Source organism: Burkholderia sp. SCN-KJ (assembly GCF_024656005.1).
Lineage (GTDB): Bacteria > Pseudomonadota > Gammaproteobacteria > Burkholderiales > Burkholderiaceae > Burkholderia.
In genome coordinates this window covers 193,921-216,481 of record NZ_JANKOG010000008.1, presented here as the reverse complement: position 1 = coordinate 216,481, position 22,561 = coordinate 193,921, and the positions used below count along the sequence as shown (strand labels likewise).

The 22,561-nt window shown below is 68.6% G+C and carries 16 protein-coding genes; 9 read left to right on the top strand and 7 right to left on the bottom strand.

Annotated elements, in window-relative coordinates; translation table 11 throughout:
• Positions 1-84: 84 nt before the first annotated feature.
• The gene (gene metG, locus NQV17_RS15850; RefSeq protein WP_257772948.1) at positions 85-2,244 is read right to left on the bottom strand and encodes a methionine--tRNA ligase; all 2,160 of its coding nucleotides are present in this window, start codon (positions 2,242-2,244) and stop codon (positions 85-87) included.
• Between the two features lie 376 nt (positions 2,245-2,620).
• Positions 2,621-3,262 (bottom strand): OmpA family protein, encoded by a 642-nt coding sequence (locus NQV17_RS15845; protein ID WP_044847722.1) that lies wholly within the window; start codon positions 3,260-3,262, stop codon positions 2,621-2,623.
• A 351-nt stretch (positions 3,263-3,613) separates the two neighbouring features.
• On the opposite strand from NQV17_RS15845, the gene apbC reads away from it, so the two are divergent.
• The 5 genes from apbC to NQV17_RS15820 all read left to right on the top strand — a co-directional run bounded on the left by apbC (position 3,614) and on the right by NQV17_RS15820 (position 9,341).
• Positions 3,614-4,705, top strand: a complete 1,092-nt coding sequence (gene apbC / locus NQV17_RS15840) for an iron-sulfur cluster carrier protein ApbC (protein WP_257772947.1) — start codon at positions 3,614-3,616, stop codon at positions 4,703-4,705.
• Positions 4,706-4,838: 133 nt separating this feature from the next.
• Positions 4,839-5,375: a superoxide dismutase [Cu-Zn] gene (gene sodC / locus NQV17_RS15835; protein WP_044847724.1), complete on the top strand. Its 537-nt coding sequence runs from the start codon at positions 4,839-4,841 to the stop codon at positions 5,373-5,375.
• 193 nt (positions 5,376-5,568) lie between these two features.
• Positions 5,569-6,138 (top strand): dCTP deaminase, encoded by a 570-nt coding sequence (gene dcd, locus NQV17_RS15830; RefSeq protein WP_006398615.1) that lies wholly within the window; start codon positions 5,569-5,571, stop codon positions 6,136-6,138.
• 81 nt (positions 6,139-6,219) lie between these two features.
• Positions 6,220-8,499, top strand: coding sequence for an arginine/lysine/ornithine decarboxylase (locus NQV17_RS15825; protein WP_044847725.1), 2,280 nt, complete (start codon positions 6,220-6,222; stop codon positions 8,497-8,499).
• Positions 8,499-9,341, top strand: a complete 843-nt coding sequence (locus NQV17_RS15820; RefSeq protein WP_257772946.1) for a lysozyme inhibitor LprI family protein — start codon at positions 8,499-8,501, stop codon at positions 9,339-9,341. Before NQV17_RS15825 ends, NQV17_RS15820 begins: the two co-directional genes overlap by 1 nt.
• Positions 9,342-9,428: 87 nt before the next feature.
• Here the strand turns inward: NQV17_RS15820 and NQV17_RS15815 are convergent, their stop codons facing one another.
• The 3 genes from NQV17_RS15815 to NQV17_RS15805 all read right to left on the bottom strand — a co-directional run bounded on the left by NQV17_RS15815 (position 9,429) and on the right by NQV17_RS15805 (position 12,548).
• Positions 9,429-10,112, bottom strand: coding sequence for an HAD family phosphatase (locus NQV17_RS15815; RefSeq protein ID WP_257772945.1), 684 nt, complete (start codon positions 10,110-10,112; stop codon positions 9,429-9,431).
• Between the two features lie 110 nt (positions 10,113-10,222).
• On the bottom strand, positions 10,223-11,632 hold the full coding sequence (gene argH / locus NQV17_RS15810; protein WP_044847728.1) for an argininosuccinate lyase: 1,410 nt from the start codon (positions 11,630-11,632) through the stop codon (positions 10,223-10,225).
• A gap of 106 nt (positions 11,633-11,738) precedes the next feature.
• The gene (locus NQV17_RS15805; RefSeq protein ID WP_011657642.1) at positions 11,739-12,548 is read right to left on the bottom strand and encodes a helix-turn-helix transcriptional regulator; all 810 of its coding nucleotides are present in this window, start codon (positions 12,546-12,548) and stop codon (positions 11,739-11,741) included.
• Between the two features lie 200 nt (positions 12,549-12,748).
• On the opposite strand from NQV17_RS15805, the gene NQV17_RS15800 reads away from it, so the two are divergent.
• Positions 12,749-13,501, top strand: coding sequence for a class I SAM-dependent methyltransferase (locus NQV17_RS15800; protein ID WP_257772944.1), 753 nt, complete (start codon positions 12,749-12,751; stop codon positions 13,499-13,501).
• A 147-nt stretch (positions 13,502-13,648) separates the two neighbouring features.
• Here NQV17_RS15800 and ppc read toward each other — a convergent pair whose 3' ends face one another.
• Positions 13,649-16,654 carry a phosphoenolpyruvate carboxylase gene (gene ppc, locus NQV17_RS15795; RefSeq protein WP_124488446.1) on the bottom strand — a complete coding sequence of 1,002 codons (3,006 nt, stop codon included), beginning with the start codon at positions 16,652-16,654 and terminating at the stop codon, positions 13,649-13,651.
• Positions 16,655-16,871: 217 nt separating this feature from the next.
• Between ppc and hemC the strand changes: the two genes are divergently transcribed.
• From hemC to NQV17_RS15780, 3 genes are read left to right on the top strand one after another with little or no spacing between them, the layout of a single operon-like run.
• Positions 16,872-17,858, top strand: a complete 987-nt coding sequence (hemC, locus tag NQV17_RS15790; protein ID WP_044847732.1) for a hydroxymethylbilane synthase — start codon at positions 16,872-16,874, stop codon at positions 17,856-17,858.
• Positions 17,858-19,828, top strand: a complete 1,971-nt coding sequence (hemDX, locus tag NQV17_RS15785) for a fused uroporphyrinogen-III synthase HemD/membrane protein HemX (RefSeq protein WP_257772943.1) — start codon at positions 17,858-17,860, stop codon at positions 19,826-19,828. The genes hemC and hemDX overlap by 1 nt, the downstream gene beginning before the upstream one ends.
• A gap of 2 nt (positions 19,829-19,830) precedes the next feature.
• A complete protein-coding gene (locus NQV17_RS15780; protein ID WP_257772942.1) occupies positions 19,831-21,018 on the top strand; it encodes a heme biosynthesis protein HemY in 1,188 nt (395 codons plus the stop codon).
• Between the two features lie 172 nt (positions 21,019-21,190).
• Here NQV17_RS15780 and NQV17_RS15775 read toward each other — a convergent pair whose 3' ends face one another.
• Positions 21,191-22,495, bottom strand: coding sequence for an MFS transporter (locus NQV17_RS15775; RefSeq protein WP_124521568.1), 1,305 nt, complete (start codon positions 22,493-22,495; stop codon positions 21,191-21,193).
• Positions 22,496-22,561 lie beyond the last annotated feature (66 nt).

Genomic DNA, 22,561 nt, shown 5'->3' with positions numbered 1-22,561 from the left:
CGGCCGCGGCGCCGCTCGCTGCCGCCCATGAAAAAGCCCCGCACATGGTGCGGGGCTTCTTGTGCAAGCAGCGGCGCGTGCGGCTTACTTCACGCGCATGCCGGGCTTCGCGCCGCTGTGCGGCTCGAGGATGTAGAGGCCCGGCTCGGCCTTCTCATCGGCGGCCGACGCGGCGAGCACCATCCCTTCGGACAGCCCGAACTTCATCTTGCGCGGCGCGAGGTTCGCGACCATCACCGTCAGCTTGCCGACGAGCTGTTCGGGCTGGTACGCGGACTTGATGCCCGAGAACACGTTGCGGGTCTTTTCCTCGCCGACGTCGAGCGTGAGCTGCAGCAGCTTGTCGGAGCCCTCGACGGCCTGGCACGCGACGATCTTCGCGATGCGCAGGTCGATCTTCGCGAAATCGTCGATCGAGATCGGACCGTCGTCGGCACCATTCGCGGCCACCTTCGCGTTCGCCTTGGCGTTTTTCGCGTCCTTCGCGGCGTTGGCGGCGGTTGCCCCCGCGGCAGCGGCGCCGGCGGCCTCGGCCTGCAGCGAATCGCGGTTCGCGGCGAGCAGCGCGTCGATCTGCTTCGGATCGACCCGCGTCATCAGGTGCTGGTACGCCTTGATCGGCTGCGCGGACGACAGCGGCTTCGCGGCGTCGGCCCAAGTGAGCGGCGCGATCCCGAAGAAGGCCTCGACGGCTTCGGCCACGCGCGGCATCACCGGCTTCAGCGCGAGCGACAGCAGGCGGAACGCCTCGAGGCTCACGCTGCAGGTTTCGTGCAGCGCGACCGCGTTGGCCGGATCCTTCGCGAGTTCCCACGGCTTCGCGCCGTCGACGTACGCGTTCACTTCGTCCGCGAGCTCCATCGTCTGGCGCAGCGCGCGGCTGTATTCGCGCGCTTCATAGTGCGCGGCGATCGCCGGAATCGCATCGCGCAGCGTCGCGACGAGCGGATGGTTCATCGCGCTGTCCTGCACGCGGCCGTCGAAACGCTTGAGCAGGAAGCCGGCCGCGCGGCTCGCGATGTTCACGTACTTGCCGACGAGGTCGCTGTTCACGCGCGCCTGGAAATCGTCGAGATTCAGGTCGATGTCTTCCATCGTCGCGTTCAGCTTCGCGGCGAAGTAGTAGCGCAGCCATTCCGGGTTCAGGCCCGTGTCGATGTAGCTCTGCGCGGTGATGAACGTGCCGCGCGACTTCGACATCTTCGCGCCGTCGACCGTCAGGAAGCCGTGCGCGAACACGTTGGTCGGCGTGCGATGACCCGAGAACTCGAGCATCGCGGGCCAGAACAGCGTGTGGAAATACAGGATGTCCTTGCCGATGAAGTGGTACTGCTCGGCCTTCGTGCCCGGGCGGATCCACGCATCGAAGTCGATGCCGTTGCGGTCGCACAGGTTCTTGAAGCTCGCGTAGTAGCCGACCGGCGCGTCGAGCCACACGTAGAAGTACTTGCCGGGCGCGCCCGGGATCTCGAAGCCGAAGTACGGCGCGTCGCGCGAGATGTCCCAGTCGGCGAGCCTGGCCTCGCCGGCGTCGCCGAGCCATTCGCGCATCTTGTTGGTGGCTTCGGGCTGCGCGAGGCCGCTGACCCATTCGCGCAGGAACGACTCGCAGCGCGGGTCCGACAGGCGGAAGAAGTAGTGCTTCGACGTCTTGCGCACCGGCGTCGCACCCGACACGACCGAGTACGGGTTCAGCAGTTCGGTCGGCAGGTAGGTCGAACCGCACACTTCGCAGTTGTCGCCGTACTGGTCCTTCGCGTGGCACTTCGGGCATTCGCCCTTGATGAAGCGGTCCGGCAGGAACATTTCCTTGACCGGGTCGTACGCCTGCTCGATCTCGCGCTCGGCGATCAGGTCGTTTTCCTTCAGCGCGAGGTAGATCTTCTCGCTCAGCACGCGGTTCTCGTCCGAGTCGGTCGAGTAGAAGTTGTCGAACGACACGCCGAAGCTGTCGAAGTCGCGCTTGTGCTCGGTCCACACGCGCTCGATCAGCTGCTTCGGCGTCAGGCCTTCCTTCTCCGCGCGCAGCATGACCGGCGTGCCGTGCGTGTCGTCGGCGCCGATGTAGTAGACCTCGTGACCGTGCATTCGCAGCGTCCGCACCCAGATGTCGGTCTGGATGTACTCGACCAGGTGGCCGATGTGGATCTGGCCGTTGGCATAGGGCAGTGCGGACGTAACGAGGATCTGGCGGCTGCCTTGCGGCGCCGCAGCCTGCACGGAAGTGAGGTCGGATGCGGACATAGGGTCTGTAGAAGAACGGCGGAAACGACGGAAACTGCGATTCTAGCAGGGGCGCGGGCAGGTCAGCCGGCGCGGGCGCCGTGGATCGGGCGCCGGAAGGGGCGGGGCCGCGGCGGCGGCGTGCCCGGCGGTGCGATGCTGCGATGCAGCAGGCGAATTCCGGGCAAAAAAAACCGGGGCGAATTCGGCCCCGGAGCAACAACGACAAGAGGAGAATGGTGACGCGCCGGCAGCGCCAGCCGCGTACCGTAAAGACAGACCGCGGGTCGCGACAGAAGTTCGAAATTTTTTTCGATTTGTTACGGAGCCCGCTGAAAGCCTTGTGCGGCGGGGGCGCGCGCCCGGCGCGCGACCCCGTTTCCTCTCGCGACGATGCTTACTGCTGGGCTGCGCGCAGGTAGATCTCGACGCGGCGGTTTTGTGCGCGGCCGGCTTCGGTCGCGTTGTCCGCGATCGGGTTCGACGGGCCCATGCCCTGTGCCGCCAGGCGGCCGCCGGCGACGCCACGCTGCACCAGCGCGTTGACGACGCTCTGCGCACGGTTCTGCGACAGCGTCTGGTTCAGCTGCTGCGAACCCGTGCTGTCCGTGTAGCCGACGACCGATGCCGTCACTTGCGGGTTCTGGTTCAGCGTCGTCGCCAGGTCGTTCAGCAGCGGCGTGAAGGCCGGCGTGATCGCGTACTGGTTGGTCGCGAACGTCACCGAGCTCGGCACGTTCAGCTTCAGCGAGCCGTCCGGCTGCTCGGTCACCTGCGTGCCCGTCTTGGCTGCCGACGGCGCGAGCTTGTTCTTGATCGCCTGCCAGTTGTAGCCCGTCACGCCGCCGACCAGTGCGCCGACGCCCGCGCCGATCGCCGCGCCCTTGCCGCCGCCGGCCAGCGCGCCGATGCCTGCGCCGAGGGCCGCGCCCGTACCGGTCCCGACGGCCGTGTTGTTGCCTTGCTGCGTGGCGCAGCCTGCCAGCAGTGCGCCGGCCAAGGCGAAGACGGACAGGCGAGTCGCGATTTTCATGTTCATCTTGAATTCCTCTCTTGGTTGAACGAGTCGACAACGACGACAAACAACAGTTACGGCTCCCGGCACGGACGCCCGAAAAAGGTGGGCAGGCCCGTGCCCGCGGCAGCCGCCGAGGCGGCTGCATGCCCTGTTCGCCAGCGTGGCTGTTCCGGACAGGTGATGCGTCAGCCTCTACAATATAGGCGGTTCGTGGCCGATTTGGCCCCATAGCATGCCGCACGCGAAGATTGCTCCGCCGCGCGCGTTCGCGCAATGGCGTGCAACAGATTCTTTCACTTTTCCCGATTTTCGCAGCGTTATTTGATATTTCTTGACGTTTGCGCGAGAGAAAAACGTTTTCACGGAGTTTCGATGAGCATTGACCGGGCACAAGTCGACGCCGCACTCGCGGCTGTCGTCGACCCCAATACGGGCCGTCCTTACGCGGCGAACAAGGGCGTGCGCAACGTCGCGATCGACGGCGACGCCGTGGCGGTCGACGTGGTGCTCGGCTATCCCGCGCGCAGCCAGCACGACGACGTGCGCGCACGCATCGCCGATGCGCTGAAGGCCGTGTCGGGCGTGCGCGACGCACGCGTCGCCGTGTCGCAGGAGATCGTCGCGCACACGGTGCAGCGCGGCGTGAAGCTGCTGCCCAACGTGAAGAACATCGTCGCGGTCGCGTCGGGCAAGGGCGGTGTCGGCAAGAGCACGACGGCCGTCAACCTCGCGCTCGCGCTCGCCGCGGAAGGCGCGTCGGTCGGCATTCTCGACGCCGACATCTACGGTCCGTCGCTGCCGACCATGCTCGGCATTCACGGCCAGCGGCCCGAGTCGCCCGACAACCAGTCGATGAACCCGCTGGTCGGCCACGGGCTGCAGGCGAACTCGATCGGCTTCCTGATCGAGGAAGACAACCCGATGGTGTGGCGCGGCCCGATGGCGACGTCGGCGCTCGAGCAGCTGCTGCGACAGACCAACTGGCGCGAGCTCGACTACCTGATCGTCGACATGCCGCCGGGCACGGGCGACATCCAGCTCACGCTCGCGCAGCGCGTGCCGGTGACCGGCGCCGTGATCGTCACGACCCCGCAGGACATCGCATTGCTCGACGCGAAGAAGGGCCTGAAGATGTTCGAGAAGGTCGGGATTCCGATCCTCGGTATCGTCGAGAACATGAGCATCCACGTGTGCTCGAACTGCGGCCACGAAGAGCACATCTTCGGCGCGGGCGGTGCCGAGCGGATGGCGCAGGACTACGGCGTGACCGTGCTCGGCAGCCTGCCGCTCGACATCGCGATCCGCGAGCGCGCCGACAGCGGCACGCCGACGGTCGCGGCCGAACCGGACGGCGCGCTGGCGCGGCGCTATCGCGACATCGCGCGCGGGGTCGCGCTGGCGATCGCCGAGCGCGCACGCGACATGACGTCGAAGTTCCCGTCGATCGTTGTTCAAAATACGTAAAACCCTTGCGGGGCGGGGCCTCACGCTGTTTACGGCGCCGCGAGGCGCGGTATCATGGCGACTTTTCCCGGGTCCCTTTACCCGCCCGGCATGGCCGCCGTGTCGAACGGCCGCCAGCCGGCATGAGGATCGAATGAACCAACGACATCACGGCGTGCGCGCCGGCCGCGCGCGGCGCGCGCTGCTGGCCGCCGCCGCGCTGGGCCTGCTGGCCGGCTGTACCTCTTTTTCCTCGTCGCACGAAAAGCGTGCCGATGCGCAGTTGCAGCCGACCGTCGGCTCGCAGGCGCGCGGCGCGGTGACGTTCGTCGAACGCCCGGACGGCGTCCAGGTCACGTACAACCTGGCCGGCCTGCCGCCGAACAGCGATCACGCGCTGCAGGTGCACGAGCGCGGCGACTGCAACGCGGGCGACGGCTCGAGCGCCGGCCAGGTGTTCGCGCCGGCCGCCGACCGGCTGCGCGCGGGCGCGCGCGTCGCCGGCGATCTCGGCAACATCCACGCGGATGCGAACGGCGTCGCGGCCGGTTTCATCGTCGCGCCCGATCTGGCCCTCGACGGCGTGCGCTCCGCGCTGAACCGCGCGGCGCTGGTGCACCGCGACCCGAGCGATCCGGCGTTTCCGCAGCATGGCGCGGGGCCCGCGCTCGCCTGCGGCGTGATCCGTTGACGGCCGCCGCGTACGCGAGCCGATGATCGCGTAAAATGTGCGCCTTTCCGGGTCGCCGCGTCGCGAGCGACCCTTCCTGACTGTCACGCAGCGTTTCCTGGCGCCCCGATATGAAACGACCCCAACGCTCACTTCGTTCGCTGTCCCCCGCGGGGACGGCCAGCCTTCTTGGGACGGCCCGGCGGAGGCTGGCATGAGCATCAAGTCCGACAAGTGGATTCGGCGCATGGCCGAAGAACACAAGATGATCGAGCCGTTCGTGCCCGATCAGGTCCGCGCGTCCGAGGACGGCCGCCGGATCGTCAGCTACGGCACGTCGAGCTACGGCTACGACATCCGCTGCGCGGACGAATTCAAGATCTTCACGAACATCAACTCGACGATCGTCGATCCGAAGAACTTCGACGAGGGTTCGTTTGTCGATTTCAAGGGCGACGTGTGCATCATCCCGCCGAACTCGTTCGCGCTGGCCCGCACCGTCGAATATTTCCGCATCCCGCGCACCGTGCTCACCGTCTGCCTCGGCAAGTCGACCTACGCGCGCTGCGGGATCATCGTCAACGTGACGCCGTTCGAACCCGAGTGGGAAGGCTACGTCACGCTGGAATTCTCGAATACCACGCCGCTGCCCGCGAAGATCTACGCGAACGAAGGTGTCGCGCAGGTGCTGTTCTTCGAAAGCGACGAAGTGTGCGACGTGTCGTACGCCGATCGCGGCGGCAAGTATCAGGGTCAGCGCGGTGTCACGCTGCCGAAAACCTGATCTGGTTGCATAACGTCTCACCAGTTTCCGGGTGACCGCTGCGCGTGACGCGCCGCGGTCGTTCTTTTTGGAGAATCGCCCATGAAGTTTCGTTTCCCCGTCGTCATCATCGACGAAGATTTCCGCTCCGAGAACATCTCGGGCTCCGGCATCCGGGCGTTGGCCGAAGCGATCGAGAAGGAGGGCGTCGAAGTCCTCGGCCTCACGAGCTACGGCGATCTGACGTCGTTCGCGCAGCAATCGAGCCGCGCGTCGTGCTTCATCCTGTCGATCGACGACGACGAACTCATGCTCGGCGAAACCGGCCCGGACGGCGAGCTGCCCGAGCTCGCGACCGCGATCATCGAGCTGCGCGCGTTCGTCACCGAAGTGCGCCGCCGCAACGCGGACATCCCGATCTTCCTGTACGGCGAGACGCGCACGTCGCGGCATCTGCCGAACGACATCCTGCGCGAGCTGCACGGCTTCATCCACATGTTCGAGGACACGCCGGAGTTCGTCGCGCGCCACATCATCCGCGAGGCGAAGGTCTATCTCGACTCGCTCGCGCCGCCGTTCTTCAAGGAACTGGTGAAGTACGCGGACGAAGGCTCGTACTCGTGGCACTGCCCGGGTCACTCGGGCGGCGTCGCGTTCCTGAAGAACCCGCTCGGCCAGATGTTCCACCAGTTCTTCGGCGAGAACATGCTGCGTGCCGACGTCTGCAACGCGGTCGACGAACTCGGCCAGCTGCTCGATCACACGGGCCCGGTCGCGGCGTCCGAGCGCAATGCGGCGCGCATCTTCAGCGCGGACCACCTGTTCTTCGTGACCAACGGCACGTCGACGTCGAACAAGATCGTCTGGCACGCGACGGTCGCACCCGGCGACATCGTGCTGGTCGACCGCAACTGCCACAAGTCGATCCTGCACGCGATCACGATGACGGGCGCGATTCCCGTGTTCCTCACGCCGACGCGCAACCACTTCGGCATCATCGGGCCGATCCCGCGCGACGAATTCAAGCCGGAGAACATCCGCCGGAAGATCGAGGCGAACCCGTTCGCGCGCGAGGCGATGCGCCAGAACCCGGACATGAAGCCGCGCATCCTGACGATCACGCAGAGCACGTACGACGGCGTCGTCTACAACGTCGAGATGATCAAGGACCTGCTCGGCGACCTGCTCGACACGCTGCACTTCGACGAAGCGTGGCTGCCGCACGCGACGTTCCACGACTTCTACCGCGACATGCACGCGATCGGCGACGGCCGCCCGCGCACGGGCGCGCTCGTGTTCGCGACGCACTCGACGCACAAGCTGCTCGCCGGCATCTCGCAGGCGTCGCAGATCGTCGTGCAGGATTCCGAGAATCGCACGTTCGACAAGCACCGCTTCAACGAGGCGTACCTGATGCACACGTCGACGAGCCCGCAGTACGCGATCATCGCATCGTGCGACGTCGCGGCCGCGATGATGGAGCCGCCGGGCGGCACCGCGCTCGTCGAGGAATCGATCGCCGAGGCGATCGACTTCCGCCGCGCGATGCGCAAGGTCGATGCCGAATACGGCGACGACTGGTTCTTCAGCGTGTGGGGCCCGGACGACCTGTCGGAAGAAGGCATCGGCTCGCGCGACGACTGGATGCTGAAGCCGAACGACCACTGGCACGGCTTCGGCCCGCTGGCGGAAGGCTTCAACATGCTCGACCCGATCAAGGCGACGATCATCACGCCGGGGCTCGACGTCGACGGCGAGTTCGGCGAGACGGGCATTCCGGCCGCGATCGTCACGAAGTACCTGGCCGAGCACGGCATCATCGTCGAGAAGACGGGCCTGTACTCGTTCTTCATCATGTTCACGATCGGCATCACGAAGGGCCGCTGGAACTCGATGGTGACCGAGCTGCAGCAGTTCAAGGACGACTACGACAACAACCAGCCGCTGTGGCGCGTGCTGCCGGAATTCGTCGCGCAGCATCCGCGCTACGAGCGCGTCGGCCTGCGCGACCTGTGCACGCAGATCCACGACGTGTACCGTGCGAACGACATCGCGCGCCTGACGACGGAGATGTACCTGTCGGACATGGAGCCGGCGATGAAGCCGTCGGACGCGTTCGCGAAGCTCGCGCACCGCAAGATCGACCGCGTGCCGCTCGACGAGCTCGAAGGCCGCGTGACGAGCATCCTGCTGACGCCGTACCCGCCGGGCATTCCGCTGCTGATCCCGGGCGAGCGCTTCAACAAGACGATCGTGAACTACCTGCGGTTCGCGCGCGACTTCAACGAGCGCTTCCCGGGCTTCCACACCGACATCCACGGCCTCGTCGCGGAAGAGGTGAACGGGCGCGTCGAGTACTTCGTCGACTGCGTGCGCGACTGATGGCGACGCAGGGACGAATCCGGACGATGCGCGCGGCGCTGGCCGCGCTCGTCGCCTGGGCGAGCTGGTCGGCAGGGCCGGCGGGGCTGAACGTCGCGCATGCGGAAGTGGCGGCGGCCGACCCGATCGACGTCGCGATGCGGCAGTGTCTCGCGCGGCGCGACCGGTCGTCGACGGCCGGCCAGATCCAGTGCATGGGCGAAGCGCAGCAGCAGTGGCAGACGGTGATGGACGGCGCGTACCAGCGCCTGTCGAACGACGCGCCGCCCGACGCGAAGCGCGGCTGGCAGGACAGCCAGCGCCGCTGGGTCACGTGGCGCAAGGATGAAATTCATCTGCTGACGGCCGTGTACGACACGACGCGCGGCACGTCGTACGCGATGTCGAGCGCCGACATGCAGCTGCAGCCGGTGCGCGATCGCGCGTTGGCGCTGCGCGCGGCGGCCGACCGTTATGCACCGCCGCCTGCCGCCGTGCCGGTGGCGGCCACGAGCGGTGCGCAGGGCGGCACCCGCGGCGGTGCGGTCGCGGCGCCAAGCGCCGCCCCGGCAGCCGGCGGCAAGCCGGCGAACGCGCCGCGCGATCCGGCGATCCGCCGCGTGCGGCCGTGCGTGCAGGATGCCGCATGCGAGCACGCGCTGTTCGACTTGAACCGCTATTACCAGAAGCTGCGTCGCAAGATGCCTGCGCATTCGGCCGCGACGCTCGTGCGCGCGCAACGCGCGTGGGAAGCGTTCCGCGATTCGACTGCGCCGCTCGTCGGCGAGGACGGCCGCGTCGACCTGATCGGCGCGCGCATCGCGACGATGAAGCGGCTGTCGGAGACGGCCGGCAACGACTGAGGATCGCCGCGATGCCGGTCATCCGGCGCGGCAACGCAAAACGGGCACCCGCGGGTGCCCGTTTGCATGTGGCGCGCCGCGTGGCGCTTACGCGGGCTGCTGCGTGTCCAGACGGCCGAACCACGACGGCACGAGCGCGACCGCATCGTCGAGCGACGCGAGCACGTGCAGGCTCAGCGCGACGATCTCGGGCGTCGGCGCCTTCAGGTCGGGCACGGTGACGACCGATGCGCCGGCGCCGGCGGCCGATTGCGCGCCGAAGTCGCTGTCCTCGAACGCGACGCACGCGTGCGCCGGCACGCCGAGGCGTTCGGCCGCGAGCTGGTACACGGCCGGGTCGGGCTTGCCGCGCGCGACTTCGTCGCCACCCGCGATCGCGCGGAAGAACGGCAGCACGCCGACCGCGTCGAGCCGCGCACGGATCACGTCGCGCGCGGACGACGACGCGACCGCGCACGGAATGCCGGCCTGCGCGAGCGTCTCGAGCAACGCCAGCGCGCCGGACTTCAGCGGAAACTTCGGATGGGGTTCGGGCGCGGCGAGTTGCTCGCGCACGCGGATGCGCACGGCGTCGAACGTGTCGGGATGGCCGATCAGCCGCGCGAGTATCACCTGGCCTTCGGCGAACGAGCGGCCGACGATCTGCAGGTAGTCGATCTCGGTCAGCACGACGCCGTGCGCGTTCGACACGTCGATCCACGTGTTCATGATGGTCCGCTCGGAATCGACGAGCAGGCCGTCCATGTCGAAGAGCGCGGCGGAGAAGGTCATCGGCGGTGTCCGGAAACGGGAAAAACGGAACAGCGGGGAAGGCGTCGGGCGGCGCGACGGCCGCCCGAATGAAGAACGGACGCCGAAGGCGTCCGTCCGCGACGGCAGGCTTACTTGCCGAGCGCGGCGCGCGCGGCCTTGACCGCCGCACGCACCTGATCGGGGGCCGTGCCGCCCGGGTGGTTGCGGCTGGCGACCGAGCCTTCGAGCGTCAGGTAGCCGAACACGTCGTCGCCGATCAGGTGCGCGACGTTCGGCAGTTCCTGCTTCATTTCGTCGAGCGTCAGGTCGGCGAGGTCGATCCCGCGGTCGTCGCAGATCTTCACCGCATGCGCGACGGCTTCGTGCGCATCGCGGAACGGCAGGCCGCGCTTCACCAGGTAGTCGGCGAGGTCGGTGGCGGTCGAGAAGCCCTGCAGCGCGGCCGCGCGCATCGCGTCCGGCTTCACGGTGATGCCCGCGACCATCTCGGCGAAGATCCGCAGCGTGTCGGCGACGGTGTCGACCGTGTCGAACAGCGGTTCCTTGTCTTCCTGGTTGTCCTTGTTGTACGCGAGCGGCTGGCCCTTCATCAGCGTGAGGAGCGCCATCAGGTGGCCGTTCACGCGGCCGGTCTTGCCGCGCGCGAGCTCGGGCACGTCCGGGTTCTTCTTCTGCGGCATGATCGAGCTGCCGGTGCAGAAGCGGTCGGCGATGTCGATGAAGCCGACGCGCGGGCTCATCCACAGCACGAGTTCCTCTGAGAAGCGCGACACGTGCGTCATCACGAGCGCCGATGCCGCCGTGAATTCGATCGCGAAGTCGCGATCCGACACCGCGTCGAGCGAGTTCGCGCAGATGCCGTCGAAGCCGAGCGTCTTCGCGACCGCGTGGCGGTCGATCGGATAGCTGGTGCCGGCGAGCGCGGCCGCGCCGAGCGGCAGGCGGTTCACGCGGGTGCGGCAGTCGCGCATGCGCTCGGCGTCGCGCGTGAACATCTCGACGTACGCGAGCAGGTGGTGGCCGAACGTGACCGGCTGCGCGACCTGCAGGTGCGTGAAGCCCGGCATGATCGTGTCCGCGTTCTGCTCCGCGAGGTCGATCAGCGCGCCGCGCAGGTCGTTCAGGAGGCCGCCGATGCGGTCGATCTCGCCACGCAGCCACAGACGGATGTCGGTCGCGACCTGGTCGTTGCGCGAGCGGCCCGTGTGCAGGCGCTTGCCGGCGTCGCCGATCAGCGCGGTGAGGCGCGCCTCGATGTTCAGGTGGACGTCCTCGAGATCCAGCTGCCACTCGAATTCGCCGCGCTCGATCTCGCCCTTGATCTGCGTCATCCCGCGTTCGATCGCGGCGAGGTCGTCGGCGCTGATGATCTTCTGCGCCGCGAGCATGCTCGCGTGCGCGAGCGAGCCGGCGATGTCGACGAGCGCGAGGCGCTTGTCGAAAAACACCGACGACGTGTAGCGCTTGACCAGCTCCGACATCGGTTCCGAGAAGCGGGCCGACCAGGCCTCGCCCTTTTTGTGCAGTTGGGACGTCATGGCGATTCTTCGAAGGGGAGTTGGGCGGCGTGCGCCGCCGAGGGAATCCCGCAATTCTAGCATTCGTGGGGCGGGCGGCCGGCCTTCGCGGGCGTGGGCCGGCCGTTCAATCGCGCACGAGCACGACCAGCTTCAGGTCCTCGCGGTGCGCGGGCTTCAGCGTGATCTGCTGGTACACGAGGCGGCCGTCGGCCGGATGGTCGAATTCGCGCAGGCCGCCTTCGCGCTCGAACACGTCCTGCGACGCCCAGTACTGCGCGAAGGCATCGCTGCCGGCCATCAGCGCGTCGATCAGCGCGCGGGTCGGCGCATCGGCGAGGTGGCGGATCGAGTCGGCGCGGAATTCGGCCGCGAGCCGGCGCGCGCGGGTTTCCCAATCGACGATCAGCGTGCGCGCGGCCGGCGCCATGAACGTGAAGCGCAGCAGGTTGCGGTCGTGCTCGCCGTCGAGCCAGCCCGTGAACAGCGCGGCAGCCGGCGCGTTCCATGCGAGCGCGTTCCATTGCCGGTCGAGCACGTACGCGGGCGTGGCGATCGCGGCGACGGTGGCGGCGAGCGTCGGCGGCAGGTCGCCGGCCGCGACGTCGGGCTCGGCCGGATCGCGCTGCGCGGCCAGTTCGAACAGGTACGCGCGTTCGGCCTTCGACAGCTGCAGCGCGACGGCGATCCGCGCGAGCGCGTCGGCCGACGCCGACACCGGGCGGCCCTGCTCGATCCACGTGTACCAGGTCGGGCTGACGCCGCACAGCTGCGCGACTTCCTCGCGCCGCAGCCCCGGCGTGCGGCGGCGCGGGCCGGGCGGCAGGCCGACGGCCTGCGGCGACAGCCGCTCGCGGTGTGCGCGGATGAATTCGCCGAGCGCGCGGGCGGGTGTCGCATCGAGGGGCGGGGTGGGGGCGGAGGACGGCTGGTTCATGCGGAAACGGCTGACGCGACTGAATTGACTGAATCGAGGAAAAAGGGGCGCCGGGGCGCGACGAAGATCGGGGCAGAGATCAGGCAGGTGTAACAAATACCAGAATAACTGCTTAACTTGTACTGGTACAAGCTCGGCCCTATTGTAGCGATTCGCGCGCTGACAGGCAGCGAGCACCCCACCCAAGGAAGGAGCGAACGATGAAACACCACGACCAGGTCGCCGACGCATTCGGCACGACGGCCGCCGCCTACCTGACGAGCACGGTCCACGCGACGGGTGCCGATCTGCAGGCGCTGGCCGACGCCGCGCGCGCGACGCCCGAAGCCGCGGTGCTCGATCTCGGCTGCGGCGCCGGCCATGCGAGCTTCGCGGTCGCTCCGCACGTGCGCGACGTGGTCGCGTACGATCTCGCCGCGCCGATGCTCGCGACCGTCGATGCCGCCGCGCGCGCGCGCGGGCTCGCGAACATCCGCACGCAGCAGGGCCCGGCCGAGCAGCTGCCGTTCGACGCGGGCACCTTCGACTGGGTGGTCAGCCGGATGAGCGCGCACCACTGGCACGACGTGCGCGCGGCGCTTGCCGAGATGCGCCGCGTGCTGAAGCCGGGCGGCCGCGTGCTGATGATCGACATAGCGGGCAACGACCATCCGCTGCTCGACACATATCTGCAGGCCGCGGAAGTGCTGCGCGATGCGTCGCACGTGCGCGACTACCGAGCCGACGAATGGCTCGCGATGTTCCGCGACGCCGGGTTCGACGCGCACGTGCAGAGCCGCTGGCGCCTGCCGATCGATTTCGCGACGTGGGTCGAGCGGATCCGCACGCCGGCCGACAGCGTCGCGGGCATTCGTGCGCTGTGGGCGCATGCGCCCGACGAGGTGCACGGCTACTACGCGGTGCAGCCGGACGGCTCGTTCGAGCACGACGCGTTGCTGATCGACGCGCAATGAGCGCGACGGACGGCACGGCGGCCGGTGCCGTCGCGCCGTTCGATGAAAAAAGCCGCGATACGCGTGGTCGCGTATCGCGGCTTTCGTTTTGCGGCTTTCGTTTCGCGATGACGGCGCGGCGCGGGGCAGGCCCGCACCGCGCGCGGATCAGCCCGTATTGCGCAGGCCGGCCGCGATCCCGTTGATGGTCAGGTGAATCCCGCGGCGCAGCCGCGCGTTCGAGTCGCCCGCGCGGTGACGCTTGATCAGTTCGACCTGCAGGTGGTTCAGCGGATCGAGATACGGGAAGCGGTTCTTGATCGAGCGCGCGAGCAGCGGGTTGGTCGCGAGGCGGCCTTCGTGCCCGGTGATTTCCGCGAGCGCCTGCGACGTGCGCTCCCATTCCGCGACGATCCGCTCGAACACGTGCTTGCGCAGCTTGCGGTCGGCGACCAGCTGCGCGTAGCGCGACGCGACCGCGAGATCGGTCTTCGCGAGCACCATGTCCATGTTCGACAGCAGGTTCGCGAAGAACGGCCAGGTCTTGTTCATCTTCCTGAGCAGCGCGACGCGCTTCGTGCGCTCGGCCGCGTCCTGCGCGCCGTCGAGATACGCGCTCACCGCGCTGCCGAAGCCGTACCAGCCCGTCAGCAGCAGCCGGCACTGGCCCCACGAGAAGCCCCACGGAATCGCGCGGAGATCCTCGATCCTGCGGTTCTTCGGATCCTGCAGCTTGCGCGAGGCCGGGCGGCTGCCGATGTTCAGCTCGGCGATCTCGGTGATCGGCGTCGACGAGAAGAAGTAGTCGGTGAAGCCGGGCGTTTCATAGACGAGCGCGCGATACGACGCCATCGCGGCGTCCGACAGCGTCTGCATCGCGGCTTCGAACGCGGGCAGTTGCGCGGGCGCGTTCGATTGCGGCAGCAGCGACGCCTCGAGCGTCGCGGCGACCACCGTCTCGAGGTTGCGCCGGCCGATCTCGGGGTTCGCGAACTTGCTCGCGATCACCTCGCCCTGTTCGGTCAGGCGAATCTGGCCGTTCACGGTGCCCGGCGGCTGCGACAGGATCGCCTGGTAGGTCGGGCCGCCCCCGCGGCCGACCGTGCCGCCGCGGCCGTGGAACAGGCGCAGCGTGATCTTGCGTTCGCGGAACAGGTCGACGAGCGCGAGTTCCGCGCGATACAGCTCCCAGTTCGACGTCAGGAAGCCGCCGTCCTTGTTGCTGTCCGAGTAGCCGAGCATCACTTCCTGCTCGGCGCCCTGGTGCGCGATCAGCGCGTCGATGCCCGGCAGTGCGAAGTATTCGCGCATGATGCGCGCGGCGTCGCGCAGGTCGGGAATCGTCTCGAACAGCGGAATCACCATCAGGCCGTTCTTCGCATGGTGGCCGAGCGTGCCTTCGAGCAGGCCCGTTTCCTTCTGCAGCAGCAGCACCTCGACGAGGTCGCTGACGGTTTCCGTGTGCGAGATGATGTAGTTGCGCACCGCACGCGCGCCGAATTGCGCGCGGACCTCGCGGGCTTTCTCGAACACGCCGAGCTCGCTCTGCGCGAGCGCCGAGTATTCGAGGTACTGCGAGCGCAGCGGGCGGGGATCGGCAAGCGCGGCCAGCAGCACGCGCAGCTTGTCTTCCTCGGCGAGCGCCGCGTAGTCGGCTTCGACGCCGGCGCGTGCGAACAGCTCGGCGACCACGGCTTCGTGGATGTCGGAGCTCTGGCGCAGGTCGATGCTCGCGAGATGGAAGCCGAACACTTCGGCCGCGCGCACGAGCGGCGCAAGGCGCGGTGCGGCGAGCGACGCGCCGTGATGTTCGTCGAGCGAGGCGGTCAGCACCTTCAGGTCGGCGACGAAGGCTTCGGAATCGGCGTACGGCACCGCGCGCACCGGCGGCGCGCCGCGGCCGGCGCTGCGTACCGGCACCGTGCCTTCGCCGAGCCGCACGCGCGCGCTTGCGGCGAGCCGCGTGTAGATGCCGATCAGCGCACGGCGATACGGCTCGTCGACGCGATGCGGCGACTGGTCGGGCGACGCGGCCGCGAGCGCCTTCACCGCGTCGTTCGCGCCGACCAGCAGGTTCGATACCGACAGCTCGGCGCCGAGCTTGTGCACCTGTTCCAGATAGTGTTCGAGGATCACCGCGGATTGGCGGTTGATCGCTTCTTCGAGGGTCGGGGCGGTCACGTTCGGGTTGCCGTCGCGATCGCCGCCGATCCAGCTGCCCATCTGGAAGAACGCCGGCACGCGCGCGGACAGGCCGTGCTCGGCGAGCGCGGCCTCGATGTCGCCGTACAGCGCGGGCAGTTCGTCGAGGAACGTCGCGCGGTAGTACGACAGCGCGTTCTCGATCTCGTCGCCGACCGTCAGGCGCGCGTCGCGCAGCATGCGGGTCTGCCACAGCGCGGTCACGCGCGCGCGCAGCATCGATTCGTTGTACTGGCGCTCGCGCGCGGTCAGCTCCTGGTCGCGCTCGGCGAGCAGGCGCGCGATGTCGTGCTGCGCGTCGAGGATGCTCTTGCGCTGCACTTCGGTCGGGTGCGCGGTCAGCACCGGCACGATCAGCGCATCGTCGAAGAAGCGCTGCAGCAGGCGCTTCGACGCGTTGCCGGTCGTCTTCAGCTGCTCGAGCGCGTATGCGACGGTGCCGGGCTGCGGCGCGGAGCCGGCCAGCGCGTGGATGCGGCGGCGGCGGTTGTGGTGGCGGTCTTCCGCGATGTTCGCGAGGTGCGAGAAATAGCTGAATGCGCGCACGACGCTCACCGTCTGCTCGGGCGTCAGCTTGCGCAGCTTCTTCTCCAGCGTTTGCGCGGCCTCGCTGTCGTCCTCGCGGCGAAACTTCACCGCCGTCTGGCGAATGGTCTCGACGACGTCGAACACGGTGTCGCCTTCCTGTTCACGCACCACGTCGCCGAGCAGGCGGCCGAGGTAGCGGATGTCCTCGAACAGCGGACCGTCCTTGTCCTCGCGCGTGCGGGCGCCGGGCTTCGCCGCGCCGGCCTTGCGGGCAGCCGGGGCGGCGGATTTGATCGCGCGTTTTGTCTGACGTATCGGGTCTTTCGGTTTCGTTGCCGTTTTCGCACGGCCGTTCGCGGCGGTGGCGATGGTGCCCGTCGGGGCATCGGAGGAGGGCAGGGCAGCATTGCGGCGCGCCGTACGCGCCGATCCGGAAGACTTCACGATGGGTTTCCTTGGGAAAGCTCGAGTCAAAAGGGACTGCGGGGACTGCGGAAACTACGGGAACTGCGGTCAAGCAACCAGCTACGTGCGGCACATCCGCGCATCGGTGTCGCCGCCTGCGCCGAAGCGCGGCGGGCGCAGGCTCCGGGCCCGGGCGGGCCGGGGCGTGCGTGCTACCATTGTTCGATCTTCAATCCCGTCCTTCGATGTTCCAGCAATGAATTCCGAGACTCTTGCGGCACAAGCTCCCGCGACGCTGACGATCGCTTCGCGCGAGAGCCGCCTCGCGATGTGGCAAGCCGAACATGTGCGTGATGCGCTGCGCAAATTATATCCAGCTTGTGACGTGAAAATCCTCGGGATGACGACCCGTGGCGATCAGATTCTCGATCGCACGCTGTCGAAGGTCGGCGGCAAGGGCCTGTTCGTGAAGGAGCTGGAGAATGCGCTCGCCGACGGCCGTGCCGACCTCGCCGTGCATTCGCTGAAGGACGTGCCGATGGCACTGCCCGACGGTTTCGCGCTGACCGCGATCATGGAGCGCGAGGATCCGCGCGACGCGTTCGTGTCGAACGACTACGCGTCGCTCGACGCGCTGCCGGCCGGCGCCGTCGTCGGCACGTCGAGCCTGCGCCGCGAGGCGATGCTGCGCGCGCGCTATCCGCACCTCGACGTGCTGCCGCTGCGCGGCAACCTCGACACGCGCCTGTCGAAGCTCGATCGCGGCGATTACGCGGCGATCATCCTCGCGGCCGCGGGCCTGAAGCGTCTCGGCCTCGAAGCGCGGATCCGCGCGCTGATCGACGTCGAGGACAGCCCGCCGGCCGCCGGCCAGGGCGCGCTCGGCATCGAAATCGCCGCGCACCGCACCGATGTCGCCGGATGGCTCGCGCCGCTGCACGACCCGCAGACCGCGCTCGCGGTCGAGGCCGAGCGGATGGTGTCGCGCGCGCTCGGCGGCAGCTGCGAGGTGCCGCTTGCCGCGCACGCGGTGTGGCGCGCGGGCGAGCTGTACCTGACGGGCCGCGTGTCGACGACCGACGGCCGGCGCGTGCTGACCGCCGAGGAGTGCGGCGCCGTGATGACCGTCGCCGATGCGCTCGCGCTCGGCCGCGCGGTGTCCGACGAACTCGAGGCGCAGGGCGCGCTCGACATCGTCAACGCACTGCTCGCCGGCTCGCAGGCCGGCAAGGGCGACGCCTGATGGCGGGCGGCGCGCGCGCGTTCACCGCCGTCCTGACGCGCCCCGACGGCCAGTCGGCCGCGCTCGCGGCCCAACTGGCGGAGGCCGGTTGCGACGTGCTCGAATTCCCGCTGATCGACATCGCGCCGGTCGACGATCCGGCGCCGCTCGACGCCGCGTTCGCGGCGCTCGCCGACTACGCGCTCGTGATCTTCGTATCGCCGAACGCGATCGACCGCGCACTCGCGCAGTACGGCGCGATCTGGCCGAATGCACTGCCGGTCGGCGTCGTCGGGCCCGGCAGCGTCGCGGCGCTCGAGCGCCACGGCATCGCGGCGCCCGCGCATCGCGTGATCGCGCCGCAGGCGCCCGCCGACGGCGGCGTCCCGCATTACGATTCGGAAAGCCTGTTCGCGAGCATCGAGGCCGCGTTCGGCGGCGCGCAGGCGCTGGCGGGCAAGCGCGTGCTGATCGTGCGCGGCGACGGCGGGCGCGAATGGCTCGCCGAGCGGCTGCGCGAAGCCGGCGCGGACGTCACGCTGGTGGCCGCGTACCGGCGCGTCGTGCCCGAGCCGCGCGTCGGCGCGTGGGAGCGCGTGCATGCGCTGCTCGCCGGCGCACCGCACGGGTGGCTCGTCACGAGCTCGGAGGGCGTGCGCAACCTGCACGAACTGGCGCGCACGCACCTGAACGACGCCGAGATCGAGGCGCTGAAGCACGCGCCGCTCGTGACGCCGCACCCGCGCATCGAGCAGAGCGCGCGCGCACTGGGTTTTGATAGGATTACGCTGACCGGCGCGGGCGATGAGCGCATCGTCCGCGCGTTTCGAACGATGGCCGACGAGGCCGTCCAACCGGCGACAGCCGCACCGGTGACTAAACGCATGACAGATACCAACGATTCCAAAAGCGTCGCTTCCCAGCCGGCCGCTGCTTCCGCACCGCCGTCCCGTCCCGCCTATATGGCGTCCGAACCGCCTGCGCGCCGCGGCGGCAGCGCGGTGTTGTGGTTCGTCGTCGTCGTGCTCGGCTGCGCGGCGGGCGCCGGCGGCTATGCGCTGAACCGCAAGGTCGACCGGCTCGACGATTCGTTCGTCGCACGCCAGAAGGCGCTCGATGCGCAGACGGCCGAGATCCGCATGAAGACCGAGCAGGCGCTCGCGGGCACGCACCAGGTCGACACGCAGCTCGCGCAGCTCGACGGCAAGCTCGCCGACGCGCAGAGCGCGCAGCAGGCGCTGCAGCAGCAATACCAGGACCTGTCGCGCAACCGCGACGCGTGGATGCTCGAGGAAGTCGACCAGATGCTGTCGAGCGCGAGCCAGCAGCTGCAGCTGACCGGCAACACGCAGCTCGCGCTGATCGCGCTGCAGAATGCCGACGCGCGCCTCGCGACGTCGCAGAGCGCGCAGGCCGTCACGGTGCGCAAGGCGCTCGCGCAGGACATCGAGAAGCTGAAGGCCGCGCCGTCGGCCGACCTCACGGGCCTCGCGATCAAGCTCGACGACGCGATCGCGAAGATCGACGCGCTGCCGCTGTCGGGCGAGGCGATGGTCCCGCACGCGTCGCCGAAGGCCGCGCCGGCCGAGGCCGCGTCGCCGGTGGCAGCCGACACGCCGCGCTGGAAGGTGTGGTGGCATGACTTCTCGGCCGGGCTTGGCGAGCAGCTGAAGGGCCTCGTGCAGGTGCGCCGGATCGACAATGCCGACGCGATGCTCGCGTCGCCCGATCAGGGCTACTTCGTGCGCGAGAACGTGAAGCTGCGCCTGCTCACCGCGCGGCTGTCGCTGCTCGCGCGCAACGATGGCGCGATGAAGGCCGACCTGCACGCCGCGCAGGCGTCGCTCGGCAAGTATTTCGACCAGGCATCGAAGGACACGCAGACCGTCGAGGATCTGCTCAAGCAGGTCGACGGTGCATCGCTGACGGTCGCGGTGCCGAACCTGAACACGAGCCTGAACGCCGTTCAGCAGTTCAAGAGCCGGGGGTAACGATGACGCTTCGAGGAATCGTCTGGCTCGCGATCCTGTTCGCGATCGCCGCGGCACTCGCCACCGTCGGCCATTTCGACGCGGGGCAGGTGCTGCTCGTCTATCCGCCGTACCGGGTCGACGTGTCGCTGAACCTGTTCGTGATCTCCATCGTCGTGCTGTTCATCGTCGTGTACGCGCTGCTGCGCATCGTGCGCAACATCTGGCGCATGCCGCAGCGGGTCGCCGCGTATCGTGCGCGTTCGCGCAACGAGAAGGCACAGGCGTCGCTGCGCGACGCGATCGCGAACCTGTACGCGGGTCGCTTCTCGCGCGCCGAAAAGGCCGCGCGCGACGCGCTCGCGGTCGATGCGAACCAGGGCGCCGCGAGTCTCGTCGGGGCCACCGCCGCGCACCGGATGCACGAGTACACGCGCCGCGACGACTGGCTGTCGAAGGTCGACGCGCCGGAATGGCAGGACGCACGGCTGCTCGCCGCGGCCGACATGCGCGCGGATGCGCGCGATGCCGACGGCGCGCTCGCCGCGCTGGCCGACCTGCAGGCGGGCGGCAAGCGCATCCATGCGCAGCAGGTCGCGCTGCGCGCGCAGCAGCAGTTGAAGAACTGGGCCGAGGTGCTGAAGCTCGCAAAGGCGCTCGAGAAACGCGAGGCGCTGCATCCGGCCGCGGCCGTGCGGCTGCGCCAGCAGGCGGCGGAGAATCTGCTGCGCGAACGCCGGCACGACCCGGACGCGCTGCTCGAGGTGTGGCAGTCGCTGTCGCCGCTCGAGCGCCAGTCGCCGCGCCTGGCCGATCTCGCGGCCGACCTGCTGGTGACGCTCGAGCGCCGCACCGAAGCGCGCCGCATCGTCGAGGACGCGCTCGCGCACAACTGGGATGCGCGCCTGCTGCGCCGCTATCCGGACACGGCCGGCGGCGATGCGCTGCCGCTGATCCAGAAGGCCGAAGGCTGGAAGAAGGATCACCCGGACGATGCCGACCTGCTGTTCGCGCTCGGCCGTCTCTGCCAGCAGCAGCAGCTGTGGGGCAAGGCGCAGTCGTTCCTCGAAGCCGCGCTGAAGCAGGCCGACAACGAGGCGCTGAAGGTGCGCGCGCACCGTGCGCTCGCACGCCTGTTCGAGCATCTCGGCGAAACCGACAAGGCGGCGAAGCACTACCGCGAAAGCGCGCTCGCGATCACCGTGGTCTGACGCGGCGGCGCTCGCCCGCCGCACGTAAAAAAGCCCCGAACGCCGGATGGCCTTCGGGGCTTTTCTTATGCGCTCTCGCCTCGCCGGATCGGACGCGCTACGCGCGGTGCCGGCGCGGCAAGTCGTCGTCGCTCGCGACGAACCGCATCGCGGCGCGCCGCGTCACGTCACGTCACTTGTCGACGAGCCGCTTCGGCACCGACAGCGCGAGCAGCCCGCCGAGCACGAGGAACCCGGCGAGCATGTACATGCCCGCGTCGTTGGCGCCCGTCGCCTGCTTGAGCCAGCCCATCATGTACGGGCTCAGGAAGCCCGCGAGGTTGCCGATCGAGTTGATCATCGCGATGCCCGCCGCAGCTGCCGCGCCGCCGAGGAACGCGGTCGGCAGGCTCCAGAACAGCGGCAGCGTCGTCAGGATGCCCATCGTCGCGAGCGTGAGGCCGAGCATCGCGAGCGCCGTCTGGTGCGCCCAGATCACCGACAGCACGAGCCCCAGCGCACCGAATGCGGCCGGAATCGCCAGGTGCCAGCGTCGTTCGCGGCGCTTGTCCGCGCTGCGCGCGATCAGGATCATCGCGACCACCGCCGCCGCATACGGAACCGCCGACAGCAGGCCGATCATGAACGTGTCGGTCACGCCGGTCGCCTTGATGATCGTCGGCAGCCAGAAGCCGACGCCGTACAGCCCCATCACGAACGAGAAGTAGATGAGCGCCATCAGCCACACGCGCGGGCTCGCCATCACCGCGCCGAGCGGCAGGTCTTCCTTGGTCGCTTCTTCCGCGTCGACGTTGCGCGCGAGCAGCGCCTTTTCGTCGTCGGTGAGCCATTTGGCCTTCGCGATCCGGTCGTCGAGCGCGAAGAACACCAGCACGCCGGCCAGCACCGACGGGATCCCTTCGAGCAGGAACAGCCATTGCCAGCCGTGCCAGCCGCTCACGCCGTTGAACGCCTTCAGGATGAAGCCGGAGATCGGCCCGCCGATCACCCCGGACAAGGCGACTGCCGTCATGAAGAACGTCGTCATCCGGCCGCGCCGGTGCGCGGGATACCAGTAGGTGAGGTACAGGATCACGCCGGGGAAGAAGCCGGCCTCGGCGACGCCGAGCAGGAAGCGCATCACGTAGAACATCGCGGGCGTCGTGACGAACATCGTCAGGATCGAGATCACGCCCCACGTCGCCATGATGCGCGCGATCCAGACGCGCGCGCCGACCTTGTGCAGGATGATGTTGCTCGGCACTTCGAACAGGAAGTAGCCGAAGAAGAAGATCCCGGCGCCGAGCCCATAAACCGTGTCGCTGAGATTCAGGTCGCTCGCCATCTGCAGCTTCGCGAAGCCGACGTTCACGCGGTCGAGATACGCGACCACGTAGCACAGCAGCAGGAGCGGCGTGAGCCGCCAGGACACCTTGCGGTAGGTTGCTTCCTCGAATGCGCCGGACGAGCCCGGCAGCGACTGCGTCGATGTTGCCATGTTGTCTCCTGTCCTTTCTTGTGGTGGCCGGAGCCGGCGCGGCGGCGCCCGATCCGGTGTCGTGCG